This window comes from Alicyclobacillus sacchari, from assembly GCF_004366795.1.
In the GTDB taxonomy this organism is placed as follows: Bacteria; Bacillota; Bacilli; order Alicyclobacillales; family Alicyclobacillaceae; genus Alicyclobacillus; species Alicyclobacillus sacchari.
In genome coordinates this window covers 402,178-425,921 of record NZ_SORF01000001.1, presented here as the reverse complement: position 1 = coordinate 425,921, position 23,744 = coordinate 402,178, and the positions used below count along the sequence as shown (strand labels likewise).

19 protein-coding genes are annotated in these 23,744 nt (G+C 55.0%); 15 read left to right on the top strand and 4 right to left on the bottom strand.

Annotated features, from left to right (window positions below):
• The first annotated feature begins 174 nt into the window (after positions 1-174).
• The 9 genes from nadC (at position 175) to C7445_RS01945 (ending at position 11,716) form a co-directional block, all read left to right on the top strand.
• Positions 175-1,041 carry a carboxylating nicotinate-nucleotide diphosphorylase gene (gene nadC, locus C7445_RS01985; protein ID WP_134158346.1) on the top strand — a complete coding sequence of 289 codons (867 nt, stop codon included), beginning with the start codon at positions 175-177 and terminating at the stop codon, positions 1,039-1,041.
• A complete protein-coding gene (gene nadB, locus C7445_RS01980) occupies positions 1,038-2,570 on the top strand; it encodes an L-aspartate oxidase (RefSeq protein WP_166668946.1) in 1,533 nt (510 codons plus the stop codon). The genes nadC and nadB overlap by 4 nt, the downstream gene beginning before the upstream one ends.
• A complete protein-coding gene (nadA, locus tag C7445_RS01975) occupies positions 2,561-3,520 on the top strand; it encodes a quinolinate synthase NadA (RefSeq protein ID WP_243834877.1) in 960 nt (319 codons plus the stop codon). Before nadB ends, nadA begins: the two co-directional genes overlap by 10 nt.
• Before the next feature lie 200 nt (positions 3,521-3,720).
• A complete protein-coding gene (locus C7445_RS01970) occupies positions 3,721-5,334 on the top strand; it encodes a glycoside hydrolase family 9 protein (RefSeq protein WP_243834876.1) in 1,614 nt (537 codons plus the stop codon).
• 376 nt (positions 5,335-5,710) lie between these two features.
• Positions 5,711-7,789, top strand: coding sequence for a peptide ABC transporter substrate-binding protein (locus C7445_RS01965; RefSeq protein WP_341770512.1), 2,079 nt, complete (start codon positions 5,711-5,713; stop codon positions 7,787-7,789).
• 82 nt (positions 7,790-7,871) lie between these two features.
• The gene (locus C7445_RS01960) at positions 7,872-8,837 is read left to right on the top strand and encodes an ABC transporter permease (RefSeq protein WP_134158343.1); all 966 of its coding nucleotides are present in this window, start codon (positions 7,872-7,874) and stop codon (positions 8,835-8,837) included.
• Positions 8,838-8,894: 57 nt separating this feature from the next.
• Positions 8,895-9,782 (top strand): ABC transporter permease, encoded by an 888-nt coding sequence (locus tag C7445_RS01955; protein WP_134158342.1) that lies wholly within the window; start codon positions 8,895-8,897, stop codon positions 9,780-9,782.
• A 1-nt stretch (position 9,783) separates the two neighbouring features.
• Entirely contained in the window at positions 9,784-10,770 is a 987-nt protein-coding gene (locus C7445_RS01950; protein ID WP_134158341.1) for an ABC transporter ATP-binding protein, read from the top strand.
• Complete coding sequence (locus C7445_RS01945) at positions 10,760-11,716, top strand: ABC transporter ATP-binding protein (protein ID WP_134158340.1); 957 nt, start codon at positions 10,760-10,762, stop codon at positions 11,714-11,716. The genes C7445_RS01950 and C7445_RS01945 overlap by 11 nt, the downstream gene beginning before the upstream one ends.
• A gap of 57 nt (positions 11,717-11,773) precedes the next feature.
• On the opposite strand, the gene C7445_RS01940 is transcribed toward C7445_RS01945, so the two are convergent.
• On the bottom strand, positions 11,774-12,433 hold the full coding sequence (locus tag C7445_RS01940; protein WP_134158339.1) for an HAD family hydrolase: 660 nt from the start codon (positions 12,431-12,433) through the stop codon (positions 11,774-11,776).
• A gap of 157 nt (positions 12,434-12,590) precedes the next feature.
• Between C7445_RS01940 and C7445_RS01935 the strand changes: the two genes are divergently transcribed.
• Complete coding sequence (locus tag C7445_RS01935; RefSeq protein ID WP_134158338.1) at positions 12,591-13,565, top strand: aldo/keto reductase family protein; 975 nt, start codon at positions 12,591-12,593, stop codon at positions 13,563-13,565.
• 55 nt (positions 13,566-13,620) lie between these two features.
• Here C7445_RS01935 and C7445_RS01930 read toward each other — a convergent pair whose 3' ends face one another.
• The gene (locus C7445_RS01930; RefSeq protein WP_134158337.1) at positions 13,621-15,012 is read right to left on the bottom strand and encodes a purine-cytosine permease family protein; all 1,392 of its coding nucleotides are present in this window, start codon (positions 15,010-15,012) and stop codon (positions 13,621-13,623) included.
• A 261-nt stretch (positions 15,013-15,273) separates the two neighbouring features.
• Between C7445_RS01930 and codA the strand changes: the two genes are divergently transcribed.
• Together codA and C7445_RS01920 are read left to right on the top strand one after the other, a co-directional pair.
• Entirely contained in the window at positions 15,274-16,617 is a 1,344-nt protein-coding gene (codA, locus tag C7445_RS01925; protein WP_134158336.1) for a cytosine deaminase, read from the top strand.
• A gap of 361 nt (positions 16,618-16,978) precedes the next feature.
• On the top strand, positions 16,979-18,268 hold the full coding sequence (locus tag C7445_RS01920; RefSeq protein WP_208320813.1) for an ammonium transporter: 1,290 nt from the start codon (positions 16,979-16,981) through the stop codon (positions 18,266-18,268).
• Between the two features lie 27 nt (positions 18,269-18,295).
• Here C7445_RS01920 and C7445_RS01915 read toward each other — a convergent pair whose 3' ends face one another.
• Positions 18,296-19,630: a glutamine synthetase family protein gene (locus tag C7445_RS01915; RefSeq protein WP_134158334.1), complete on the bottom strand. Its 1,335-nt coding sequence runs from the start codon at positions 19,628-19,630 to the stop codon at positions 18,296-18,298.
• A 113-nt stretch (positions 19,631-19,743) separates the two neighbouring features.
• On the opposite strand from C7445_RS01915, the gene C7445_RS01910 reads away from it, so the two are divergent.
• The 3 genes from C7445_RS01910 to C7445_RS01900 are packed head-to-tail and all read left to right on the top strand — an operon-like array spanning position 19,744 to position 21,672.
• The gene (locus C7445_RS01910; protein ID WP_166668944.1) at positions 19,744-20,769 is read left to right on the top strand and encodes a putative nucleotidyltransferase substrate binding domain-containing protein; all 1,026 of its coding nucleotides are present in this window, start codon (positions 19,744-19,746) and stop codon (positions 20,767-20,769) included.
• The gene (locus C7445_RS01905; protein WP_208320807.1) at positions 20,766-21,437 is read left to right on the top strand and encodes a 3'-5' exonuclease; all 672 of its coding nucleotides are present in this window, start codon (positions 20,766-20,768) and stop codon (positions 21,435-21,437) included. Before C7445_RS01910 ends, C7445_RS01905 begins: the two co-directional genes overlap by 4 nt.
• A 16-nt stretch (positions 21,438-21,453) precedes the next feature.
• Entirely contained in the window at positions 21,454-21,672 is a 219-nt protein-coding gene (locus C7445_RS01900) for a hypothetical protein (RefSeq protein ID WP_134158332.1), read from the top strand.
• A gap of 246 nt (positions 21,673-21,918) precedes the next feature.
• On the opposite strand, the gene C7445_RS01890 is transcribed toward C7445_RS01900, so the two are convergent.
• The gene (locus C7445_RS01890) at positions 21,919-23,613 is read right to left on the bottom strand and encodes a M3 family oligoendopeptidase (protein ID WP_134158330.1); all 1,695 of its coding nucleotides are present in this window, start codon (positions 23,611-23,613) and stop codon (positions 21,919-21,921) included.
• Positions 23,614-23,744: the final 131 nt, after the last annotated feature.

The following is a 23,744-nucleotide window of genomic DNA, read 5'->3' as shown; positions in this document are numbered from 1 at the left end:
CCCAATGTTCGAACATATGTTCTGTTGTGAGTTTATCACACGTGTGGTGAGTGTCAATCTACCGTTATTCAATCCAAATTACCCCAGTGTGCAAACTTAACATGTGTATGCTAGTGTATATACAGCAAGAGAAAGAAGTCGGCATTCGATGCGAAGGATGAGGAGGCTGCAGCGTTGCAGATCGACTTTCATACAGAGCAACTCATTCGCTTGGCGTTGGCCGAAGACATCGGCCGCGGGGACTGCACCACGGTGTATACGGTTGACCCGGCGTTACAGGCACGTGCTGTCGTGTGGGTGAAAGAGCCCAGTCGAATTGCGGGATTGCCGCTCGTCGAACGCATATTTCACATGGTGGATCCAAACTTGCAGTTCACGTATTTGGCGCGCGATGGCGATGACGTGCCGGATCGGCAGGTGGTTGGCGCGATATTTGGCACGGCATCTTCGATTTTGACCGCGGAGCGGACAGCGTTGAACTTCTTGGCGCGGCTGACGGGTATAGCGACGAAGACGCGCGATGCCGCAAAACTGATTGCCGGAACCAAAGCGCGCCTGCTCGACACGCGAAAGACCACGCCTGGCTGGCGGAGTATCGAAAAGTACGCCGTCGTGACGGGCGGTGGCTGCAATCACCGCCATGGCCTCGACGATATGGTTCTGATCAAAGACAACCACATCGCGATGGCTGGGGGCGTTCGCGTGGCAATTGAGCGGGCGCGGGCGAACGCTGGCGTCGCCCAGAAAATCGAGGTCGAGGTCGATACCTTGGAACAGTTGGAAGAGGCTCTGGCAGCTGGCCCTGACATGATTCTCTTGGACAACATGTCAACGGCCGAAATCGTGCAAGCAGTCGCAATATGTGAAGGTCGAGTGGTGCTTGAGGCATCTGGAAACATGACGTTGGCGCGTCTTCCTGAAGTCGCGGCGACAGGAGTCGACTACATCTCGATGGGAGCTCTGACACATGCTGCCCGAAGTGTCGACGTCGGCCTCGACATCGAGCCATGGCTGGCGGAACAAACGGGGGATGCGCGATGAAACAGGACACGGCCGACATCGTCATCGTTGGTGCAGGACTTGCCGGCATGGCGGCGGCATTGGCAGCCGCAAAACACAGCGATGTCGCCGTGTTGAGCAAGACGGCCATCGCGGGCACCAATTCTTACTTCGCCCAAGGCGGAATTGCCGCGAGTGTCGATCCAGCGGATGAAGCTATTTGGCATATGGAAGATACGCTGGCTGCCGGTGCAGGGCTATGCGATCCGGCTGCCGTGCGGACGTTGACCGAATTGGCGCCAAACACCATCCACTGGCTGATTGGGGCGGGGGTTCGGTTCGATCGCGACAGCACCGGCCAGTTGCGCCTGGGGCTGGAAGGTGGGCATGGCCACTCGCGGATCGTCCACGCGGACGGCGATGCGACCGGGCGTGTGATCGTACAGTCGCTCGCCAGCGTCTTGGCCGAGAAGGGAAATGTGCGGATCATCACGGGGAGCTTTGTGGAGACCGTGGTGAAAGATGTGAGCGGCAGAGCCATTGGCGTGATCGCGAAATGCGGCGCTGAGGAGACGTTTTGGCGGGCGCGCAAGGCTGTTGTCCTGGCGACTGGGGGAGCCGGACGGCTGTACCCGCATACATCCAATCCGCCTGGGGCGATCGGGGAAGGTCTGGCGTTGGCGTATCATGCGGGGGCGGCTTTAGGCAATCTCGAATTTGTGCAATTTCATCCGACTGTGCTCCACGTTGAACGCGGCGAGACGTTGCTCATTTCCGAAGCTGTGCGCGGTGCCGGCGGGCAACTTGTCGACGCGCGCGGCGAACCGTTGTTCGCAAACCCGCGCGACAACCTGCGCACTCGTGATGTCGTGGCGCGTGAAATGTTTCGCGCCCAGCGCGATCGCGGCCCTGTCTTCCTCGATGTGACGGGCGTTTCTCATTTTCACGAACGGTTTCCGAACATCGCCCGCCGGTTGCATGACGTCGGGATTGATCCGATCTCGTCGCCGATTCCCGTCACGCCGGCAGCCCATTTCATGATGGGCGGCGTGTTAGCTCGGATGGACGGCACGACTTCGATTCCCGGCCTCTTTGTTCTCGGCGAGGCGGCTTGTACTGGCGTTCATGGCGCCAATCGCTTGGCCAGCAATTCGCTCCTGGAATGCGTCGTGATGGCCACATTGTTCGCCGAGGCCATGCGTGACACGCCACGTGCGCCGAGGTTGCCCGAGGTCGATGTCGAATCGCGGATTTGGGCCGTCGAATCAGAGGCGGTGTTGTCGCAGGTGCAAGCGATCATGTGGAATCATGTCGGGATCGAGCGAACGGGTGAGGGTTTGGCATCGGCGCAGCGCAAACTTCGGGAGTTGTCTGAGCAGTGGCCGGAATCGGCGATCGCGTGTGTGGGGTGGCTCGTTGCACAACTAGCGCTGGTCCGCGAGGAGAGCCGCGGCGCCCATTTCCGGTGCGATTATCCAGAGATGCGATCCGCATTTGCACACAGCAGTGTCATTTCCAAGGCGACACATACATCCATCGGTCGAGGGGAGACAGTATACGGATGGCGATGACAATCGAACAAGGAACGTTGCTTGAGCAAATTCGCGTTTGGAAGGAGAAGCGCAACGCGCTTATCCTCGCACACAACTACGAGTTGCCAGAAGTACAGGACGTTGCTGACATACTTGGGGACTCGCTTGCCCTTGCTCGTGCCGCCGCGCAGACGGCGGCCGACGTCATCGTCCTGTGTGGCGTTCATTTCATGGCGGAAACGGCGGCCATCTTGAATCCAGAGAAGACGGTGCTGCTCCCGGATGCAGAGGCAGGATGCTCGTTAGCCGATTCGATCACGGCGGATCAACTGCGGGCCTGGAAACAAGAGCATCCTGGAGCCGTCGTTGTGTCCTATGTGAATACGTCTGCCGAAGTGAAGGCGGAGAGCGATTATTGCTGTACATCGGCGAATGCAGTCGAGGTCGTCAACAGCATTCCTGCTGATAAGGAGGTGCTGTTCTGTCCCGACATGTTTCTCGGTTCGTATGTGAAACGCATGACAGGTCGTGAAAACATGCACATTTGGCTCGGTGAGTGCCACGTGCATGCAGGCATCGCTCCGGCGGATATCAGCGACACCTTGTCGGCGCATCCGCAGGCAGAACTTCTCATTCACCCGGAGTGCGGTTGTTCGACGTCCAATATGTATCTGCTTGCCGAGGGGCAATTGCCAGCGGATCGCACGCACGTGCTGTCGACCAGCGGTATGTTGCAGCGAGCACGAACGTCGTCACAAGAAGAGTTCATCGTTGCCACAGAAGTAGGCATCTTACATCAAATGGAACGGCAAAATCCGCATAAGCGCTTTATTCCAGCCAACCGCAAGGCGATTTGTCCCTTCATGAAGATGATTACGTTGGAAAAGGTGCTTGCTTCTTTAGTTGAGATGCGCACGGTCATTGCTGTGCCCGCGGAGACTGCAAAACGCGCACGTATCGCGTTGGAACGCATGGTCGAAATCGGTTAAGGTGACAAGGGGACATTCGTTACAGGATAAACCCTATATCGGGCACACCCGGATACCGACGGCGGAGTACGGGTGTGCCCTTATCCTGTTATGTGAAATTGAATCGTTTTTTGTATTTTCTTTATACTCTATCACGTGTATGATGGTGGCAGAATCGCCAAGAACAAACCTGCTGTAGCGATATCCAGATGGAGGCGGCCATGGTAGCATCGATACATATGAATCAGTTGGGTTATCGCCCACAGGATCGAAAGCGCTTTTATGTAAGCGGTTATACCGGTGGTTTTGTTGTTTGTCATGAGGATGGTAGCAAGGTGTCAAGCGGTCAGTTGCAGGCAATGGCGGACGAACATGCGGTCGGGGGGCGCGTGTCTGTGGGCGACTTTAGCGACGTCACAGTAGCTGGCCGGTATACGCTCACCGTTCCCGAGCTTGGACAGTCGGTTTCTTTTCGTGTCGATCCCAATGTATATGACCACCTTCATATTGGCTTACAGAAGTTTTTCTACTTCCAACGCTGCGGGGTTGATCTGCCTCCGCAGTGGGCGGGCGCGTGGGCACATGCCGCGTGCCATACGGACAAGGCGCATGTCTATGGGGAGCCATCCCGCGAGATCGCCTGTCATGGTGGGTGGCATGATGCAGGCGACTACGGCAAATATGTCGTCCCGGCAGCGAAAGCGATTGCGGACTTATTGCTCGCTTTTGAATTCTATTCGGAAGCGTTCACCAAAGAAGTTGGCATTCCCGAATCGGGATTGGCTCTGCCTGATGTTCTTTCCGAGGTTCGGTTCGAACTGGAATGGATGTTGCGCATGCAGGATCCATATACCGGGGGTGTCTATCATAAGGTGACGACCTACCGATTTCCGTCGCTTGCGACCATGCCTGAGGACGATTACGGCGAATTGGTCCTTTCGCCAATCTCGTACGCGGCGACAGCGACGTTTGCAGCAGCCTTGGCTCACGCCGCACGCATTTATCAAGCGTTCGATCCAGTTTTTGCGATCACGTGTTTGCAGGCCGCCGAGCGGGCTTATGAATGGTGTAAGGCGCATCCAGCGACGCCGTTTCGCAATCCGAATGGGGTGTTTACGGGCGAGTATGGCGACGGGACATTGACGGACGAGATGTATTGGGCAGCCGCTTCGCTTTTCCAGGCGACGGGAGAACAGCGTTATCACGAGGCGTGTTTGCGCGTGATCAAAGCAGCAGAGATTTCGCTCGTTTCACTTGGGTGGGCCGATGTCGGCGGGTATGGAACCATTTCATATCTTCGAGCGGATCGCACGTCTACCGATGAAGATGTTTGCGGAGAGTTGCGAAAAGTGTGGTTGGCGGAAGCGGATCGTCTCGTCACACTGGCAAACCGTACTGCTTTTGGCGTTCCACTCGCCACAGAGGATTATATCTGGGGAAGCAACATGGTTCTGTTTAACCGGGGTATGCATCTGTTAATCGCAGCGACACTTGCAGCATCGGACTCATATGTCGATACGGCCTTACAGACCGTTCATTATGCACTCGGAGGCAACGCCTTAAATCAGTCCTACATCACAGGTTATGGATTGCGTCCGCTGCTTCACCCCCATCACCGCCCATCTGTGGCCGATCGTGTACAGGATCCCGTGCCAGGCATGTTGGCTGGCGGCCCCAATCGCAACTTGCAAGACGCTGCAGCCCGTGAGCGCCTGCAAAATCGGCCGGCAGCCCAATGCTTTCTCGATCACGAGGACAGTTATTCGACCAATGAGGTGGCTGTCTACTGGAACTCGCCAGCGGTATTCGTGGTATCGCATTTTGTGTGTCGATAGATTGCGGCATGTTAAGGTTCTTTTCGGTGTCAGAAACTTGAGTTTTTGTGTTCTATTTTGCCTTGGTTTGTGACTTTCAGCAAACCAAGACAAGATGAGCAAAAAAAAGGGCAATCATTGCCGGAATAGACTATTGATTTCGTCTCGTGTCAATTTTATGTTTGAAGCATCAACGAATTTGTTAGCGGTGGCCACAAATCGATTTGGGTTGCCGGATGTCAACCGTCAGGGTTTCCCTTAATTTCACCCGTTAAGGGGGTGATGTCAAAAGGTACGAATGGGTCACTTGCACGATCCGTGCAACGTATGGTCCAACGGTTGGAATCGTGGGGGTCTTGTAAGCGCTATCTTCCCTATTGAGACAAATTGTTGAGGGGTGAATGGTTTGGCAAAGTTGTGCTTTAAATTCAAACTACCGCTTGCTGTGATGGCTATGGGTGGAACGGCTATGGCCGGTCTCTTGGGCGCCAGTGCACCGATTGCGTCTGCTGCTGCTTCGAATGGTACTGTGACGACGACGGCTCCGTCGACACCGGCCATTTCTTCGCTGGATCCTTCACAATGGGGGCCGCAAATTCTGGTCGACCAAGGCACCATTTTCGAGGGACTCTTCGGTTACAACCAACAAAACCAAGTAGTTCCGAAGATTGCATCGGGCTATTCCGTATCGAAGGATGGGCTGACATGGACCATCTATTTGCGCCACGATGCGAAATGGTCGAATGGCGATCCGGTCACCGCGCAAGATTTCTATTTTGCCTGGATGCGTCAGCTCAATCCGGCAAACTCGCAGGCACAGCTGTGGGCAAGCGTGTTGAACAACGTCAAAAATGCCTACCAGTACCACTCTGGTGCGGTACCAGCAAGCCAAGTCGGCCTTAAAGTCGTCAACGACTACGAGTTGCAAATCACCACCAACACACCGCACGCCATCTTGGGCGAATTGGCTGTATCCGCCTCGATGCCTTTGGATCCCAAGGTTGTCAACGCGCATCCGACGGATTGGTACATGCCGCAGTATTTCGTGGGGGACGGCCCATTTGTAGTCAAGTCGTTTGTACCAAACGGCACGCTGACGCTCGTTCGCAACCCGAACTACGTAGGTCATCCAGGCCAAGTGAATGAAGGCAACGCGAAGGTTATCAACATCGTGCCTGGCACCACCGTCGCCGTTGAAGATTTCATGGCAGGCAAGCTGGATGTCGCGATGGTTGGGTCGACTTCCGACTTGCAATACATCAAAACGCACAATCTCAGCAAGGAGTTGCATGAGGCGCCAGACTACAGCATCGAGTACCTGCAGTGGGATAACTCGGCTGTCGCTTCGCCATATGACAAGCAACTCGTGCGGCAGGCCATCGCGGAAGCCATTGAGCGCCAACCCATCGTACAGTCGGTTCTCAGTGGTATGGGCGGCGTGACGACGACCTTCGCGACACCGGGCTGGCCGGCGGCCAAGTACGAAAAGGGGCTTCCAGAAAACGTAGCACAGGCACGTAAGTTGCTTGCCAAAGCCGGTTATCCGAACGGCAAAGGTTTGCCGACCATGTACATCTACGCTCCCGTTCCTGCACTCAATGAGCGCGGTGTACCCGTTGCGGAAGCGGTTTCTGAAGAATTGCAACAAAACCTCGGAATTCAAACGAAGATCATCCAGTTGAACCAGACGGATTACAGCTTCTTGACTTACGGCGGTCCGATGAAAAATGTACAACCTGGTTTCAACGTTGCTTCAAGTGGTACCAACTGGAGTGAGCCGGGACAATTGGATATGGGCGGATCGCAGGGCGTTTACTTCCCTGGTGATTATGGCTGGAGTGCCGCGCAGACGGCGTATGTGCTCCCGTGGTATAACAACCCGTACGATCCAGCATCAGTGAAGAAATATGGCGATCCGACGAATCCGAATGTCGGCGTCAAGTGGAGTGATTGGACGGCTCTCAATCAGGCGGTCCAAAAAGACATTCCAATCATCACGAAGTGGGTCAAGGAACAGCCGAAACAGTGGCAAGCCATTCTTAATCCGCCGGGAAGTGAGTCGTTGCCACAACAGTGGAATGCCATCGTCAACCAATGGAAGACGGCGAAGACAGCGGCTGCGAAACACGCTGCATTCCAATTGGCCTTCCAGTTCGTCGCACCGGCAGCGACCACGGCGTCGACGGGCAGCGTAAATACGGGGGCGCTTGACATCCAGGCGTACTGGGATACGCATGAAACCACTCAGGTGAAGAACTGGAGAATGTGGCAGGCTTACATGCAGAACAGCATGACGACACAACAAGCAGCGCCATGGGCTGGCCAGTTGATGACGAGCTTGATGCAGGCCGGGTATACCATTCCGTTGTTCTACAACGAGACCTACTACCTGGAACGCTCGAATGTCACCGGTACGCAACCAAATCCGTGGTCCTGGGGCAATTTCTATCAGTTCCAGTACCTCTCGGTGAAATAAGCGAGAAGCTGGCAAACAGTACAACTTGCACCTGCAGGCACCTATGGGTGCCTGCAGGGGTAAAGGAGGTTGAGTTTCGAGCATGTTTTTCCTTAGGTTTCTCGCGAAGCGGATCGTTGCCATAATCATTACGTTGGCTGCCGTCATCGCCATTTCGTACATCATGATGTACGCGTCACCGGGCGGCTTCATGAGTACAACGCAGATTGCCACGGCACTGGCGCCACTGGCTGCACAGGATCCAGTTGCTTACCAAAAGGTGATGGAGCAATTCCAACAGCGCTATGGGTTGAACCTACCACTGTGGCATCAGGTGCTTCTGTATATCTGGCACTCGTTTACGTTCAACTTCGGCAATTCTATGGAAAACCCAAGCATTACAATCATGTCACAGCTTAAGAGTGCACTGCCAATCAGCGTAATTTTGGCGTTTGCGTCCGTGGTTGTGTCGGTTGTTGTCGGCATCCCGATGGGCATTATTGCCGCTCTTAAGCGTAACACGTGGATCGATTACACGGTGACGACACTGTCGATGTTTGGGCAGGCGATCCCGTCGTTCGTCCTCGCCGTCATTTTCGTTCTTATCTTTGGTGTCGTGTGGCAGAACGTGCTTCCGGTTACAGGTTGGGGGACCTTTTCCGAAGCCATTTTGCCGGTCATCTCGCTCGCCGCTGGGAATATCGGCGTGGTCGCCCGTTATATGCGCGGCAGTTTAATTGAAACGATGCGGCAAGACTTTATCCGCACCGCCAAGAGCAAAGGTGTGAAATATTGGCCACTCGTCTTCAAACATGGTGTAAAAAATTCGTTGACCGCACTCATTACTGTCATCGGGCCGCAGTTTGCCTTTACCGTTGTCGGTACGGTTTGGGTGGAAAATATTTTTGCGATTCCGGGGCTTGGCAAAGTCATCAACACTGCATTCACGAATTTTGATTTTCCGTTAGCCATCACTGCCGTCTTCATTCTTGGCGCGACGATCATGGTGACCAATTTAGTGGTGGACTTGATTTATGCGTGGGTCGATCCGCGCGTCAAGTTGCAATGATTCAAAATGATATGACCCGTTTGCGAAGCGGGATACAGGAGATAGGAGGGGAACCCTTTGGCCATAGCAGTTTCGCAAGCAGGACCTGTTGCGGCGCCTAAGCGACACTCCCAGTTCTACTTGGGGTGGAAGCGGTTTAGCAAGAACTATTTCGCGGTTGCAGGTCTCGTCTGGGTAGCGATTTTTTTCATCGTCGGCATTATCGGTCCGTGGATTGCGCCGTACAGTTACAAAGATGCCGATTTCCTCGCCATGCATACGGGACCATCTTGGAAGCACTTATTCGGCACCGATACGGTCGGGTATGACGTGTTTAGCCAGATTTTGTTCAGCATTCGCTACGCTTTGGAAATCGCGCTTGGTGCAACCTGTGTCAGTTTCGTGATCGGCGTGATTCTTGGTCTTTGGGCAGGCCTTGCCGGTGGCATCGCGGACGTCATCATCATGCGCGGCGTCGATTTCATGTTTGCGCTGCCGTCATTCTTCTTTGCGCTGATCCTGGTCGTCTTGCTGGGCAAAGGTCTTGGGCCGATGATGTTAGCCATTGGTGTCCCTGGCTGGGCTGGGTACGCTCGATTGATACGGTCGCTGGTCTTGAGCATGCGCAACGGTGAGATGGTCGAGGCTGCGCGTGCTCTTGGCGCGTCGCAATCGCACATCGCATTCAAGTATATGTTTCCAAATGTCGTGGGCAGTATGGTCGTCTCGCTAGCTTTCGGCATTCCGTATGATCTGACTGCGCAAGCCGGTCTGAGCATCGTTGGCATGGGTTTGAATCCGCCGATGCCATCTTTCGGTAACATGCTTGCAGCCGCTGGTGAAAACATTCTTGGTTTCCCGTGGCTGCTCTATTTCCCAGCAGGCATATTCGCGATTACGCTTTTGTCTTTTTTGTTCGTCGCGGATGGCCTGCAGGAAGCGTTCAGCCCGAAAGGAGGTATGTGAGATGGCAGAGGCATTATTGGCGATTGACGATTTACGCGTGCAGTTCGATCGCGGCGAAGACGAAGTGTTCGCCGTCAACGGCGTCAGCTTTTCCATCGCCGAAGGCGAAGCCCTTGGCATTGTTGGCGAAAGTGGATCTGGCAAGTCGGTGACCTTGATGTCCGCTCTCGGCCTCATTCGGGAAAACGGTAAGATCAAGTCGGGAACGGCAAAATTTCAAGGGCACGACCTTCTCAAGATGCGCCCGCGGCAGTTGGAGGATATTCGCGGTCGCGACATCGGCGTCGTTTTCCAGGATCCGATGACGAGTTTAAACCCAGTCATGCGTATTGGCGATCAAATCATGGAATCGATGCTGACGCACCAATATGCTGGGCGCCGCGAAGCGTTTGAACGTACATTACAACTTTTACATGAAATGGGCATACCTGAGCCCAAGGCGCGTTTTCGCAATTATCCGCACGAGTTTTCGGGTGGTATGCGTCAGCGCATCATGATCGCCATCGCACTCGCTTGCGAGCCGCAACTGCTGATTGCGGACGAGCCGACGACGGCGCTCGATGTGACGGTTCAGATGCAGATTCTTGCACTGTTGCAAGAACAACGGCAAAAAAAACGGATGAGTATTGCGATCATTACACACGATTTCGGTGTCGCGACCAATTTTTGCGATCGGATCATCGTATTGTACGCTGGACAGATTATGGAGATGGCTGATACTCGTCAGTTTCTGCGGCAACCTGCCCATCCGTACACGGTTGGCTTGAAAAACTCGATTATCGAAATTGGCCAGCGCGATCGCCAATTGTCACCGATTCCTGGCATGGCACCAACGCTCACCGAACCGCCCAAGAGCTGTTCCTTCGCATCGCGTTGCCCGTTTGCCACAGAGCGATGCAGGTCTGAGTTACCAGCACTTCGCGAAATCAGCCCCAATCACCATGTCGCATGCCATCGTGCGGAGGAGGTCCTCGCTCATGCCATCTAGTCCATTGCTGCAAGTAGAGGAAGTATCCAAGCGGTTCCGCGTGCAAGGTCGAGACCTGCATGCGGTAGAAAAAGTATCGTTCCAACTGGACGCGGGCAAGACGATGGGACTCGTCGGAGAAAGTGGCTCAGGCAAATCGACGCTAGGGCGGTTGGTGCTTCGCCTGCTTGATGCAAATGAGGGTCGCATCCTTTTCGATGGCAAGGATATCACCAGTTTGTCGCCGAAACAGATGCGACCACTGCGCCGCGACATGCAGATTATCTTTCAAGATCCTCAGGCCAGCATGAGTCCGCGGATGACGATAGGTGCGGCAATCGAAGACGCCATGGCGATTCACAATATCGGTACCAAGGCGGAACGGCAAAAGCGCGTCGACGAGCTTCTCGAGCGCGTCGGGCTGCCAACGGTGGTGAAATACGCGTTCCCCCACGAATTGTCCGGCGGCCAGTTGCAACGCGTCGGGATCGCCCGCGCCCTGTCGTTGAATCCCAAGCTGGTGATTTGTGACGAGCCGATTTCAGCCTTGGACGTTTCGATCCAGGTGCAGGTCATTCAATTGTTGCAAGAACTGCAAAAGGACTTCAATCTGACGTATATTTTCATTTCGCACAATCTGGCGGTCGTCGAATATTTGAGTGACCAAGTGGCCGTGTTGTATCTCGGCGAAGTGGTGGAACAGGGGCCGGCTGAAGAGTTGTTTGCCAACCCGACGCATCCTTATACGCAGGTGTTGTTGCAGTCGATTCTGAAGATGCCGGACGACACGGAAAAACGTCAGGCGTTGACATCGATTCAGGGCGAAATACCCTCGCCATTTAATCCGCCAAGTGGATGCACATTTCATCCGCGCTGCCCGTTTGCGACCGATGTGTGTCGAGAAAAAAAGCCGGAGCGAAAAGTGGTGGGGAATCAACACTCGGTGACTTGCCATTTGGCGAACTGATAAAGCACAGACAAAGCCCGGCGATGAAAGTGAGCCGGGTTTTCCCATGTACGCATTCTATCGACTTTGTTCTTGCAACCAAGTTGGCCAATCGATTTCGTCCAACGATGATACATGGTTGCAATGGTCGGGAAACGGAAGCTGGCGAGTGACGTCGTTTGGGATACACAGGACATGCATGCCGGCACGCACAGCCGCCAGCGCACCGTTTGGAGAATCCTCAATGGCAACAGCCTCATCTGGCCTTAGCCCCAGGCAGGCAAGCGTGAGCTCGTACAGTGCAGGATCTGGTTTCACACGTTTGACATCATCTGCGGTTCGAATGCAATCGAAGGCATCTGCGATGCCAAGACGTTCGAGATATGGATCGATCCACACCCGATGTGAACTCGTTGCAAGGCCGATGCGAAGGCCTTGTTTACGGGCCGTTTGGATGGTCTTTTTCACTCCAGGCCGCAAGTCCCTGTCACGCATAAGCTCACCGTGGCGGCGCTGAATAAACTGCTCGATCTCGCTTCTGGTGATGGGGGCCTTTGTAGCCGCCATTAGGTGCGCAACCGGGTCGAATGCGTCGTGACTTGTTCCGATGCATTGTGCGTACAAAGAAAGCGGAAGTTCCACCCGATGTTGCTGGTAAAGATCGCAAAAGGCGGCGTACCAGGCAGATTCGGTGTCGATCAAGGTCCCATCGAAGTCAAACACGATGCCTCGGATCATGGACATTGGCTCCTTTAAATTGAGGGCTTGGGGCAATTGTCAACGATGATGTATCCCTTCTACGAACGTAGCACGCCGTGCCGGGAGAAGCAATGTCTTTGGATGATGGCACTATCGTTAACCATATGAAACATGCACGCTTTGAGAGGGTGGTCACATGCAGTACCGTCAAATCGGAAGTAGTGGACTGCGAGTCAGCGAGGTTGGTCTTGGTAGTTGGTTGACCTATGGAAATGCTACGGAGCGCGAAACGGCTGTTGCCTGTATCGATCGCGCCTATGAACTCGGTATCAACTTTTTTGATACGGCAAACGCGTACAACCGTGGTCAAGCCGAGTTGGTCGTGGGTGAAGCGTTGCGCAAATATCCGAGGACATCGTACGTTTTGGCGACGAAAGTCTACTTCCCCATGGGAGATGGACCTAACGATCGCGGTCTATCGCGCAAACACATCGTCGAACAGTGCGAAGCAAGTTTACGACGCTTAGGTGTCGATTATATCGATTTGTATCAATGCCACCGCTTCGATTCGACTGTGTCTTTGGAAGAGACATTGTATGCCTTGGACGATCTCGTTCGTGCAGGCAAGATTTTGTATGCAGGTGTCAGTGAATGGTCTGCTGCTCAGATTACACAGGCTGTCGCAATTTCGGATAAGCGTAATCTACGCCCAATCATCTCAAACCAGCCGATTTATAACATGCTGGTACGCTATATCGAAAAAGAAGTCATGCCGACTTCTGAACAACTTGGGGTTGGGCAGGTTGTGTTTTCACCATTGGCACAGGGCATCCTTACAGGAAAATATCGTCCTGGCGCACAAGTTCCTCGCGACAGCCGAGCTGCGAATGATGATACAAACTTTTGGATTCGCAGTTATCTGCGTGACGATGTGTTGACTTGTGTGGTGAAACTGGAGGACATTGCAAAGTCGATAGGGGCTTCCTTGTCACAGTTGGCCATCGCCTGGACATTGCGCCAGCCAAACGTGGCATCGGCTATCATCGGCGCCAGCCGTATCGCGCAGGTGGATGAGAACGTGCGGGCGGTGGATTTGGAACTGACGCCAGACATTCTGCGCGCAGTTGATGATGTTCTTCACGAAATCGATGGCTTCGTGCCGATTTGGTAAAACTCGATTCCATAAACAGGCGCCGCCAGCCTGGGCGAGCGCCTGTGTTTAGTGGCTATAGCCTGACTTCGGCCTTCTGGCGATTCGCAAACAGCGCGTACAGGACGAAGGCAATCACAAAGCTCACATAGTACGAAATGTCACCAATTTGTGGATAGTGTTTTGCAAAATATCCGGTGTATATGACCTGGTTGAAAAATGGAATGGAACAGGCAAAGCCAATCAGAAATGCCCAGAACCCGGTGCGTAGAGGCCGATGTTTATCGTAGAAGTCATCCACAACGTCCCGGTGCCGGCGAATGAGTAAGTAATCGCAGATGACAACGGCTGCCCAGGGACTGATCCAATAAGCGAGCACGAATAAAAAGTTGCTGTAATTCTGGTAGTAGCCGGACTGACCGCCTATGTAGGACAGAATGCCTCCAAGGATGCCGACCAACAGTGCGGCAACCCAACGTTTCGGGGCGATGGCACGAACGATGCCGACGTCGATGGAAAGCAGCGAGATCGATCCCGAGTAGATATTGATGACGTTGGCGGTGATGGTTCCGAGAATGATCGCAAGCATGGTGACAATGGCAAGGGGATGCGGAAGTATGCCAGACACCAAATCGGTGGGCTTGCTAACAGACGTGAATGTGGACAAACCCGTACCGAGCAATTCCAACCAAACAGCCGGAATGACATTGCCCCAAAAAGCGGCGGAAAACGCCTTCGACGACCTCGTATCACGAGGGAAGTAGCGGCTGTAGTCTGAACTGTAGGTCATCCACCCCATCATGTACGAGAGTGAAATGGCAATGGACAAAATCATCGAACCGGAAGTGCCGGAGAAAGCTGAGGCGTGCGGATTTTCCGCGATGTTGAAACGGATGTGCGGAAACGCGTACATGCTGACCAAGATAAAGATGACCAGCAGAATGAGCACGGCTACGCGTTCGACCCAGTGAATCATGTTATGGCCGTAAATGCTGATGATGGCTTGTAAGATGATCATGATGATCAAGTTTGGCAGAAAGCCGATGGGTAGCAGCCACTGCAGGGCGTAGACGCCGAGGACAGTGTTCACCGTGTACCAACCGATCCCGCAGAGGAAGTTGAGTATACCAGGTAAAAAATTCCCGAAGTAACCGAACGCAGCTCGCGACTGAATCAATTGCGGCAATCCCCAACGATAGCCAAACGTCGTGAGAAAACCAATGGCGAGTGCCCCCACGACAGTGCCTATGACAATCGCAATTGCCGCCTGCCAGAACGACAGTCCAAATACGCCGACAGCTAAGACGCCAGTCGTCAGTGTGGCAAATTCCAAATTGGCGCTGAACCAGAGCGTGAACACGCTACTGATCCGCCCGTGACGCTCCGATTCAGGAATCGGATCAATCCCGTGTGGCTCGACATGCAGCACCTCCGAGCCGTACGTGTCCGATGCATTCGCATACGACATATCGAAATGCCCCCTCAACGATTCCGCCGTCATTCCATCTTGTTCATCAAGTGGACGCTGTTACTATGACAATGCTTGTACAAGTCGTCAATATTCGACGACAATAAATCTGACATGAAGGTCGAATTTTGTCTTCGTCGACGTATGTTTTCCGGTTGTCTCGAGCCTTATGTAGATATGTAGGGAAGGTGGCATTTGTAGGTGGATCGTACGCGATGTTAGGATGGGTTGGACAAGGTCTTTCTCCATGGAGGTGGCTGCATGTTTGACGTTTTGCTTTCGGATGTTCGCGTCATGGGGCGCGAAGGGCTTTTTGATATCGGCGTTCGCGATGGACATATTCGGGAAATTGCACTTGCGGGTACGCTGGCGCACAGCGGCAAGGTGCTTTCGGGAAGTGGACTGCTTGCGATGCCGCCTTTTGTCGAGCCGCACATCCATTTGGATTCGGTGTTGACTGCTGGGCAACCGCGCTGGAATGAAAGCGGAACCCTCTTTGAAGGCATTCAGCGATGGAGTGAGCGTAAACCCTATCTGACACGGGAGGATGTACTGGCTCGAGTCGACGAAGCTTTGCGCTGGATGATGGCACAAGGTACGCTGCACATTCGTACCCACGTCGACGTCACCGATCCGAACCTGACCGCATTGCAGGCATTACTCGAGTTGCGTGAAAAAGTTCGCGGCGTGATCGACATCCAAATCGTCGCGTTTCCGCAGGAGGGCATCTACTCGTATCAGAATGGCCGCGGGCTCGAACTGTTGGAGGAGGCGCTGCGCCTTGGCGCCGACGTGGTCGGTGCGATACCGCACTACGAATACACGCGCGAGTATGGCGTGCGCTCGATTGACGCATGTTTCGATCTCGCTGAAAAGTACGATCGTTTGGTGGATGTCCACTGTGACGAGATCGACGATGAACAGTCGCGCTTTGTCGAGGTGGTTGCGACGCGAGCCCTGGAGCGAAGCATGGGGCAGCGTGTTACGGCGAGCCATACGACGGCGATGGGCAGCTATAACGATGCATATGCTTACAAGCTGTTCGGGTTGTTGCGCAAGGCCAATATCCATTTCATTGCAAATCCGTTGATCAACATTACGTTGCAGGGGCGGTTTGACAGCTATCCGAAGCGGCGTGGCTTGACACGCTTGAAAGAACTATGGCAGGCGGGGATCAATGTCTGCCTCGGCCATGACGACATCATGGATCCGTGGTACTCGTTTGGTACGGGCAGTATGCTTCAAGTCGCGCAGATGGCGATGCACGTTGGACAGATGACAGGGCGTCAAGAAGCGATGGTTTGTGTGGACATGGTGACAGAGCGATCCGCCAAGACTTTGCAGATTGAGGATCGGTATGGTATCGAGGTCGGGAAGCCTGCGTCGTTGTTGCTCGTCGATGCGGATGACAAGTGGGATCTTCTGCGGCGCATGCCGCCCGCCCAGATGGTCATGAGTCGCGGGGTGGTCGTCGCCACAACGGAACCCAGCAAGCGGCAAGTGTATTGGACTTCTCGCGAAGGCATGCTTGGGGATGGTGGACGCGAGGTCGATTTCCGCGTGCGAACCGGATCGCCAGTGTCGGTATCAGAACCCAGAGCCTGATGTTCGCAAGGGAAACGAAATGAAACCCGATAACCGAGTTAGCTGGAGGTGTGGCTTCCGGCAAACTCGGTTTTTTATACGGAGTTGCCACCTACTCACTCCTCCTTCTATGTGAATACAATTTACGTCATCATCGGAGAATCCGTCGGTTTACACATCATATTTTTCATATGTGTAAGATAATATTACACAAGTCATTGACGCCATTCCACCTTCCCGTGTACGGTTATGAAAAAATTCAGGATAAGGAGTGGAGACGGAGATGAACACACGGCTTGGGCCAAAATGGCGTTGGATTCTATTCACATGCTTGGGCATCCTGCTGTTCCCGAGCACCAGTTTTGCCGCCACCACGTCGCCCATCAACTCGGGTGACACGGCTTGGATTCTCGCATCTTCCGCACTCGTATTGCTCATGACACCCGGCTTGGCATTTTTCTACGGCGGCCTCGTTCGCACCAAAAACGTGATCACGACGATGCTGCAGGTCGTATCCGTTATGCTTGTGGTATCCCTGCAATGGGTCATCGTCGGATACAGTCTGGCGTTTGGACCTGACGTTCATCATATTATTGGCAACCTGAGTTGGTTTATGATGCGAGGTGTCGGCGCCGCTCCAGACTCCGACTATGCTGGCACCATCCCGAATATGGTCTTCAGCATTTTCCAGATGATGTTCGCCATCATTACACCGGCGCTTATTGTCGGCGGCTTGGCAGAGCGTGTTAAGTTTGCATCGTTTGTCGTCTTCATCGTCCTCTGGGCAACCATCATTTATGATCCGCTTGCGCACTGGGTGTGGGGCGCAGGTGGCTGGTTGCACGCGCTTGGCGTACTGGATTTTGCAGGAGGGACTGTCGTCCACATCTCGTCGGGTGTTGCTGGTCTGGTGGCAGCTTTGTACCTCGGCCGTCGCGCAGAACATGGATCCGGTGAGATTAAAGCACACAATGTGCCGTTCGTCCTGCTTGGTACTGCACTTCTATGGTTCGGGTGGTTCGGCTTCAACGCAGGTAGTGCACTTGCCGCCAACTATCTTTCGGCCGAGGCGTTTCTCGCCACCAATACCGCAACCGCTGCGGCCGCAGTCGGTTGGATGATTGCCGAGAAACTGCGCACCGGTCACGTTACACTCGTCGGCGCCTGCGCTGGTGCGGTGGCAGGATTGGTCGCGGTGACGCCGGCAGCCGGATTCGTATCGGCAGGCTGGTCGATTGTGCTCGGACTTCTCGGTGGCGCGATTTGTTATCTCGCCTCGACGTTCATGAAGTCGAAATTGGGCTACGACGATGCGCTGGACGCGTTTGGCGGCCACGGTATCGGCGGTACGTGGGGGGCTCTGGCAACCGGGCTGTTCGCGTCGACCGCCATCAACTCCGCGGGTGCCAATGGGTTGATCCATGGCAATGCGCATCAGGTGCTGCTGCAGTTGACGGGAATCGTTGCGACCTGGCTGTTCTCCGGTATTGGCACGTTCATTCTGCTTTGGGTGGTCGACAAACTCATGGGCATTCGGGTGACCAAGGAAGAGGAGATCATGGGTCTGGATCTCGCTCTACACCACGAGTCGGCATACCCGGAGACTTTGACCGCGAGCGAACTGCCGAAATATTTCGGAGCCTCTGGCCAAACGTTCGGGCATGATTCGTAACGGTGCCGGGCGTTGACCGCTGACCGCTCATCCCAAGAGATACTGCTCGTGTTCCCACCTGTGAATCGTTCTGCTGTACGCCTCCCATTCGGCGGCTTTCGCACCGACGTAATGGGTGAGCGCGTGTTCTCCGAGGCAAGCGCGGATGGTTTCGTCTTCTTCCAGGAACGTTAGCGCATCATCCAGATGGACTGGAAGGCGGGGGATGGAGCGCAAAAAACGTTCTTCCTCCGTCATGGCCGTTGCCGACTCGAACAGCGCGGGGGGCGCGTTCAGCCGGCGGCGGACGCCGTCCGTTCCCGCCGCAAGAGCTGCGGCAAATGCCAGGTAGGGATTGCAACTCGGATCAGGGGAACGCAGTTCAATAGACACGGCGCCGTTGGCGTCCATCGCGGCACGCACGAACGGCATTGGATGTCGCGTCGACCAAAAGGCGTATACCGGTGCTTCGGATCCCGGTCTTAGTCGCTTGTAGCTGTTGACCAGGGGATTGGCGATCGCGGTGAGTGCTGCGGCGTGATCAAGCAGTCCTGCGATAAAACGGCGACCGCAACCGACGTTTCCGTCGCGCAGCACATCTTGAAAATCATCCATATCGGCCCGTTTTGCTTGAAAGCGCAGGTGGAGACCAGAACCGGCAAAACCGGCAAAGGGCTTTGGCATCCAGGACACGTACAGGCCGTGTTCCTGTGCGACGGTGCGCATCGCGATTTTGGCTGTGACCAGTGCGTCTGCCGCCTGCACGATCGGCAGTGGCGCGATGTCGATTTCGTGTTGGCATGGCGCGGTTTCATGGTGCGTGCCGAAGAGCGGGATGCCGAGCTTCGCCAGTGCGTCCGCCATATCCAGGCGACAGTGAGCAGCAGCTTGCTGCTGATCGTTGCCGAAGTAGCCAGCGTGATCGACCACGGCGAGAGCGGGTTGGCCGTCGTTGCCGAGCGGGAACAGGAAAAACTCTAATTCGGTCGCGATTGTCAAAGCGTCCAAACCGCACACTTGCGCGTCGGCGACGGCGCGTTTCAGGATGGCTCGCGGATCACCTGCAAAAGCAGAGCCGTCAGGCAGTTTGATGTCGCAAATCATCCGAGCCAGCGGGCGGCTGGCGTCGTCCAGCCAAGGCAGCAGGACCCAAGTACTTGTGTCTGGGCACAGGTACATATCAGATTCCTCGACGCGGGCAAAGCCGTGAATCGACGATCCGTCAAACAGCACGCCTTCCGCACACGCTTGGGCAAGCCCGGTGACGGGCAGTTCGACCGTTTTAACCGTACCGAACAAATCCGTGAATTGAAGGCGGACAAAGCGGATATCTGCCGCTTGTGCCAGGGAAATCAGGTTGTCCGCAGTTGTCTGGCCTTTCATCTGCGATTCCTCCGTGCCGGGCCTTTTGGCCGTTCCATTTGGTTCATCATAATGCAATGTTCCATGTTTGCACAGATGTGGCCGTATGCCAAGCGTTTTCAGGAGGTCTAGCCGTGAAGCTGCCGGTGATTGTCAAAGCTCCAGATTTGAATATCGAGCGTGCCGCCCATATTGCCGCCGCGTGGTCGGACGCGGTTCTACAAGACACCGAATCGCCGTTCGATCACGCTCCCTTCTCGCGATGGCTGCACGCCTACCAACAGCAGCGCGAGCAACTACTGGCGTTTGGCTGGCAGACATTTGTACCTGATTCGATTCGGCGCGGGCTCACGTACATTCGGCTCGGCTCGGCAGCGCGCGGCGAGGACTTGCCGCACAGCGACCTCGACTTCGCCATTGTCAGCGACGGGACCGTTTCCTTCGCACAGGCGGTCGATCCGCTGCAGCAGTTCGTCCGCACGATGACAGCCCTCGGCTTCCAGCCGTGCCGGGGCAACGTCATGGGCCCGAATCCGCGGTGGTTTGGCACGCCCGCCGATTGGTACAGCCGGATCGAACAGTATTGCGCCTTTCCTGATTGGAAGAGCGCGCGCTACCTGTTCATGGCGATGGACGCGACGCCGCTGTCCCCTTGTGAACCGTGGCAGGGCATCGCTGTCACCGTGCGGTCCCGCCTCGCCGCGTCGCCCTTTTTCCTCTGGCAGATGGCGCACTTGGGCATCCGGCGCACGGTTGGCCTCCATCCGTTCGGGCGCGTCAAGTGGCAGGCCGCGGCGGAAGGCGAATTCTTTGACGTCAAAGAGCAGTTGCTGGCGCCCATCGTCTATGCCATTCGACTGCTTGCCATCGCTGGGGATGTGCAAGCGATGGCAACCGTAGCTCGCCTCGAGGGGCTTACACAGATGAAGATGCTGGATCCGGTGTTTGCTGCGGCGGTCAGCGATGCGTTGTGGTTCGGTTGGCGGCTGCGCGCTCGATTGCACGCCCAGGCTGCCAGGTCGGGCACAAACGCAGAACGTATGGAGAAAGGACGAATGCCACAAGCGTGGCGGGATTGCCTGCAAGTTCATTTGCGTACCGCGAAACGACTGGAACAGTTGGTTTGCCGGCGTTTCCGAAAGCCGAGGGGGTCGCGATGAAATGGTTTTTCACCGCGCGCAAGGAGGAGTCGGACCAACTTATACTTGGCCTGGTTGATCCAGCGGCCCGCGTGTGGGAGCGGCCTCTGGCTGCCGCCGATTACTTCGTTGTCGATCTCGAGACGACAGGCTTCTCGGCAGAGGCGGATCGCATCTTGTCGGTGGCGGCCGCGTGTATGACCGGGCGCCAGGAGTTGAGCGAGATGTACTACGAACTCGTCCGGCATGACGATCTCGCCGGCGTTTCGGACACCGTCTGGCGTTTGACAGGCTTGACGCCGGAAGCGTTGGAAGCCGGCAAAGAGCTCGAGCGCGTCCTTCGCCAGGTCCTCGGGATGGCAGTTGGCCGCGTGTGGATTGCCCACCACGCGCGGCACGAGCTGTCGTTTTTGCAGCGCCAAGCGCGGCTGCTTTGGCGTCTCAAACTCCGCCCCATCGCCATCGACACGGCGGTCGTGGCACAGGCGTTGGCTCGCATTTCACGAACGCCGACACTGGAGGAAGTCTGTGCGTGGCTTGGCGTCGAGGTGAAACATCGCCATCAGGCAGACGCCGACGTGCGCATGACCGCCGAAGTTTGGCGCCGGGAGATGGAGATGTGCGAAAAGCTGGGCTTGCGCACGGTCGTCGACGTGATCGACTGGGCCAGCGCGCGGGCGATGGGTTGAAAGGGGAAGGAGCGGCATGACGCACATGATGGCGAGCCACTGTATTCATGAGTTGACGGCTGCCTGCTGTTCCTTTACGATCTGCGCAGCGGCGAGCGCAGGTGACAGCACGCATCGTCCGCGCAGACCACAGCACGCATACCTGTGTAAGCGCGTTGAAGGTCTTATATGGCAGCCTTCAGCCGGCAGTGAGCATCCAGGATGTGAGATTGGGCTGGATTTCTCGTATGAATGACGTTTGATTGAAATGGAGTGGATAGCCAGTTGCTACTTCGATCCTATGGATTTTCCCACCACATGTACTCCAGTTTCGGTTCTGGATTGGGACACGAATTTGCCCGAGGCGTTGTGCATGGGCTGGGGTGGGGCATCGGTTATTCCATCGCTCGGCACATCCCGTTTTTTCTTATATTGTTGATCCTGATTGTCGTTGGCTTTTGGTGGATGGCGCGCCGCCGCTGACAGGCGGCGGCGCAATGTTTTACAGGGACTTGTCGTCAATACTGTGCAACCAGCTGGCAATGTCGCCAATCATGGATTCAATACAGTTTTCGTCGAACGGTGAACGCAAGTTGGCGGCTTGCACCAGTTCGACGAAAGATCGACTGCCGCCCAACTGACATAGGCGCAGATAGTCTTTCCATGCCTGCTCTTTGTCGGACTGAATTTTGGTCCAGAACTGCAGTGCGCAGACTTGTGCCAGGCCGTAATCGATGTAGTAGAACGGATAATTGAAAATGTGAAGTTGCTGGTGCCAGAAACCGCCGCGATCGAGATACTTGTTTTCCTCATACGTGCGGCTTGGGAAGTACGTGCGCTCCAATTCTCGCCAGAACGACTTGCGCTCTTCCGGTGTCACCGACGGGTTTTCGTAGACGAAGTGCTGAAATTCGTCGACGACTGCAAAGTACGGAATCGTCATCACCGAAGTGCTTAGGTGATAGAACTTAAATTTTTCTGTATCTTCTTCGAAGAACAGGTTCATCCAATCCCACGTAAAGAATTCCATGCTCATCGAGTGGATTTCAGCCGCCTCCGATGTCGGGAAGTAGTACTCCGGACAAGGGAGATTGCGCGATTCATACGCTTGGAACGCATGGCCTGCTTCATGCGTAAGTACAGTGACATCGTGAGCCGTGCCGTTGAAGTTGGCGAAGATAAATGGAGCCTTGGCGGACGGAATGATGGTGCAGTACCCCCCGACTCGCTTGCCGTCGCGGCTCAGCAAATCGAGCAGTTCGTTGTTTACCATGAAATTGAAAAACGCGTCTGTCTCGGGCGACAGTTCGCGGTACATGCGTTTCCCGTTTTCGACAATCCAGTCGGGATCGCCTTTTGGCTCTGGATTGCCCGTTGGGAAGTGAAGCGCGAGATCGTAATACTGCAGTTTGTCGAGACCGAGGCGCTGCCGCTGGCGATCGCGCAGTGATTCCGCGAGTGGGACAATATGCTGTTTAATCTGGTCGCGAAACTTCTTGGTTTCCGCTGGACCATAGTCCGTACGATTCATGCGGTCGTAACCCATTTGAACATAATTGTCATAGCCCAGCTTCTGAGCCATGCGCGTCCGCAATTTCACCATGTCGTCATAGAGCTTATCAAACTCTGCCTCATGTTCCGCAAAGAAAGCGTAACGCGCCTCATTGGCAGCCCTTCGCACATTGCGATCCCGCGCATTCAAATAGCGGCCCAGCTGGCTGAGGGTCAACTCCTTCCCTTCAAATGGAATCTTCGCGCTGGCGATCAGCGCGTTGTATTCCGTCACGAGCCGGTTTGTCCCCTGCATATCTGTCACGATCGCATCGCCAAAGGAGCGTTTTTGGACTTCGGCAAGCTTAAACAGTTGGGTCCCTAGGTGCTTCTCCAATTCCAGGCGAAATGGTGAAGCCAGCAATGCTTCACGAAACTTGGTTTCGATGGCTTCCATCTCCGGTGATACCGTGTCAAAGTATTCTTTTTCAGCCTTATAGAATGCGTCACGCGTATCAATGGAGTTGCGAATCGATGCAATTTCGGCCATAGACATAAAGTGATTGCGAAGATCGTTCATGGCGGCAATCTGCTCGAGCTGTTCATCGGCTGTTGCAGCGCTCGACAACGCAGCAATGTGCTTTGTCATTTGCGAAGTGATGTCGCTCATGTTTGGGCGTTCGTACGTCATTTCAGAAAATTTCATAGAGTCCCCTCCCGTTTCACGATTCCGCGAGATCGCGATGATCAACCTCAGCCAATTATACCAGTGTGGAGAAATTCAGTGTGTCGAAATGCGCACGGGCATGCTACACTGGTTCCACATATCGCCGTAGA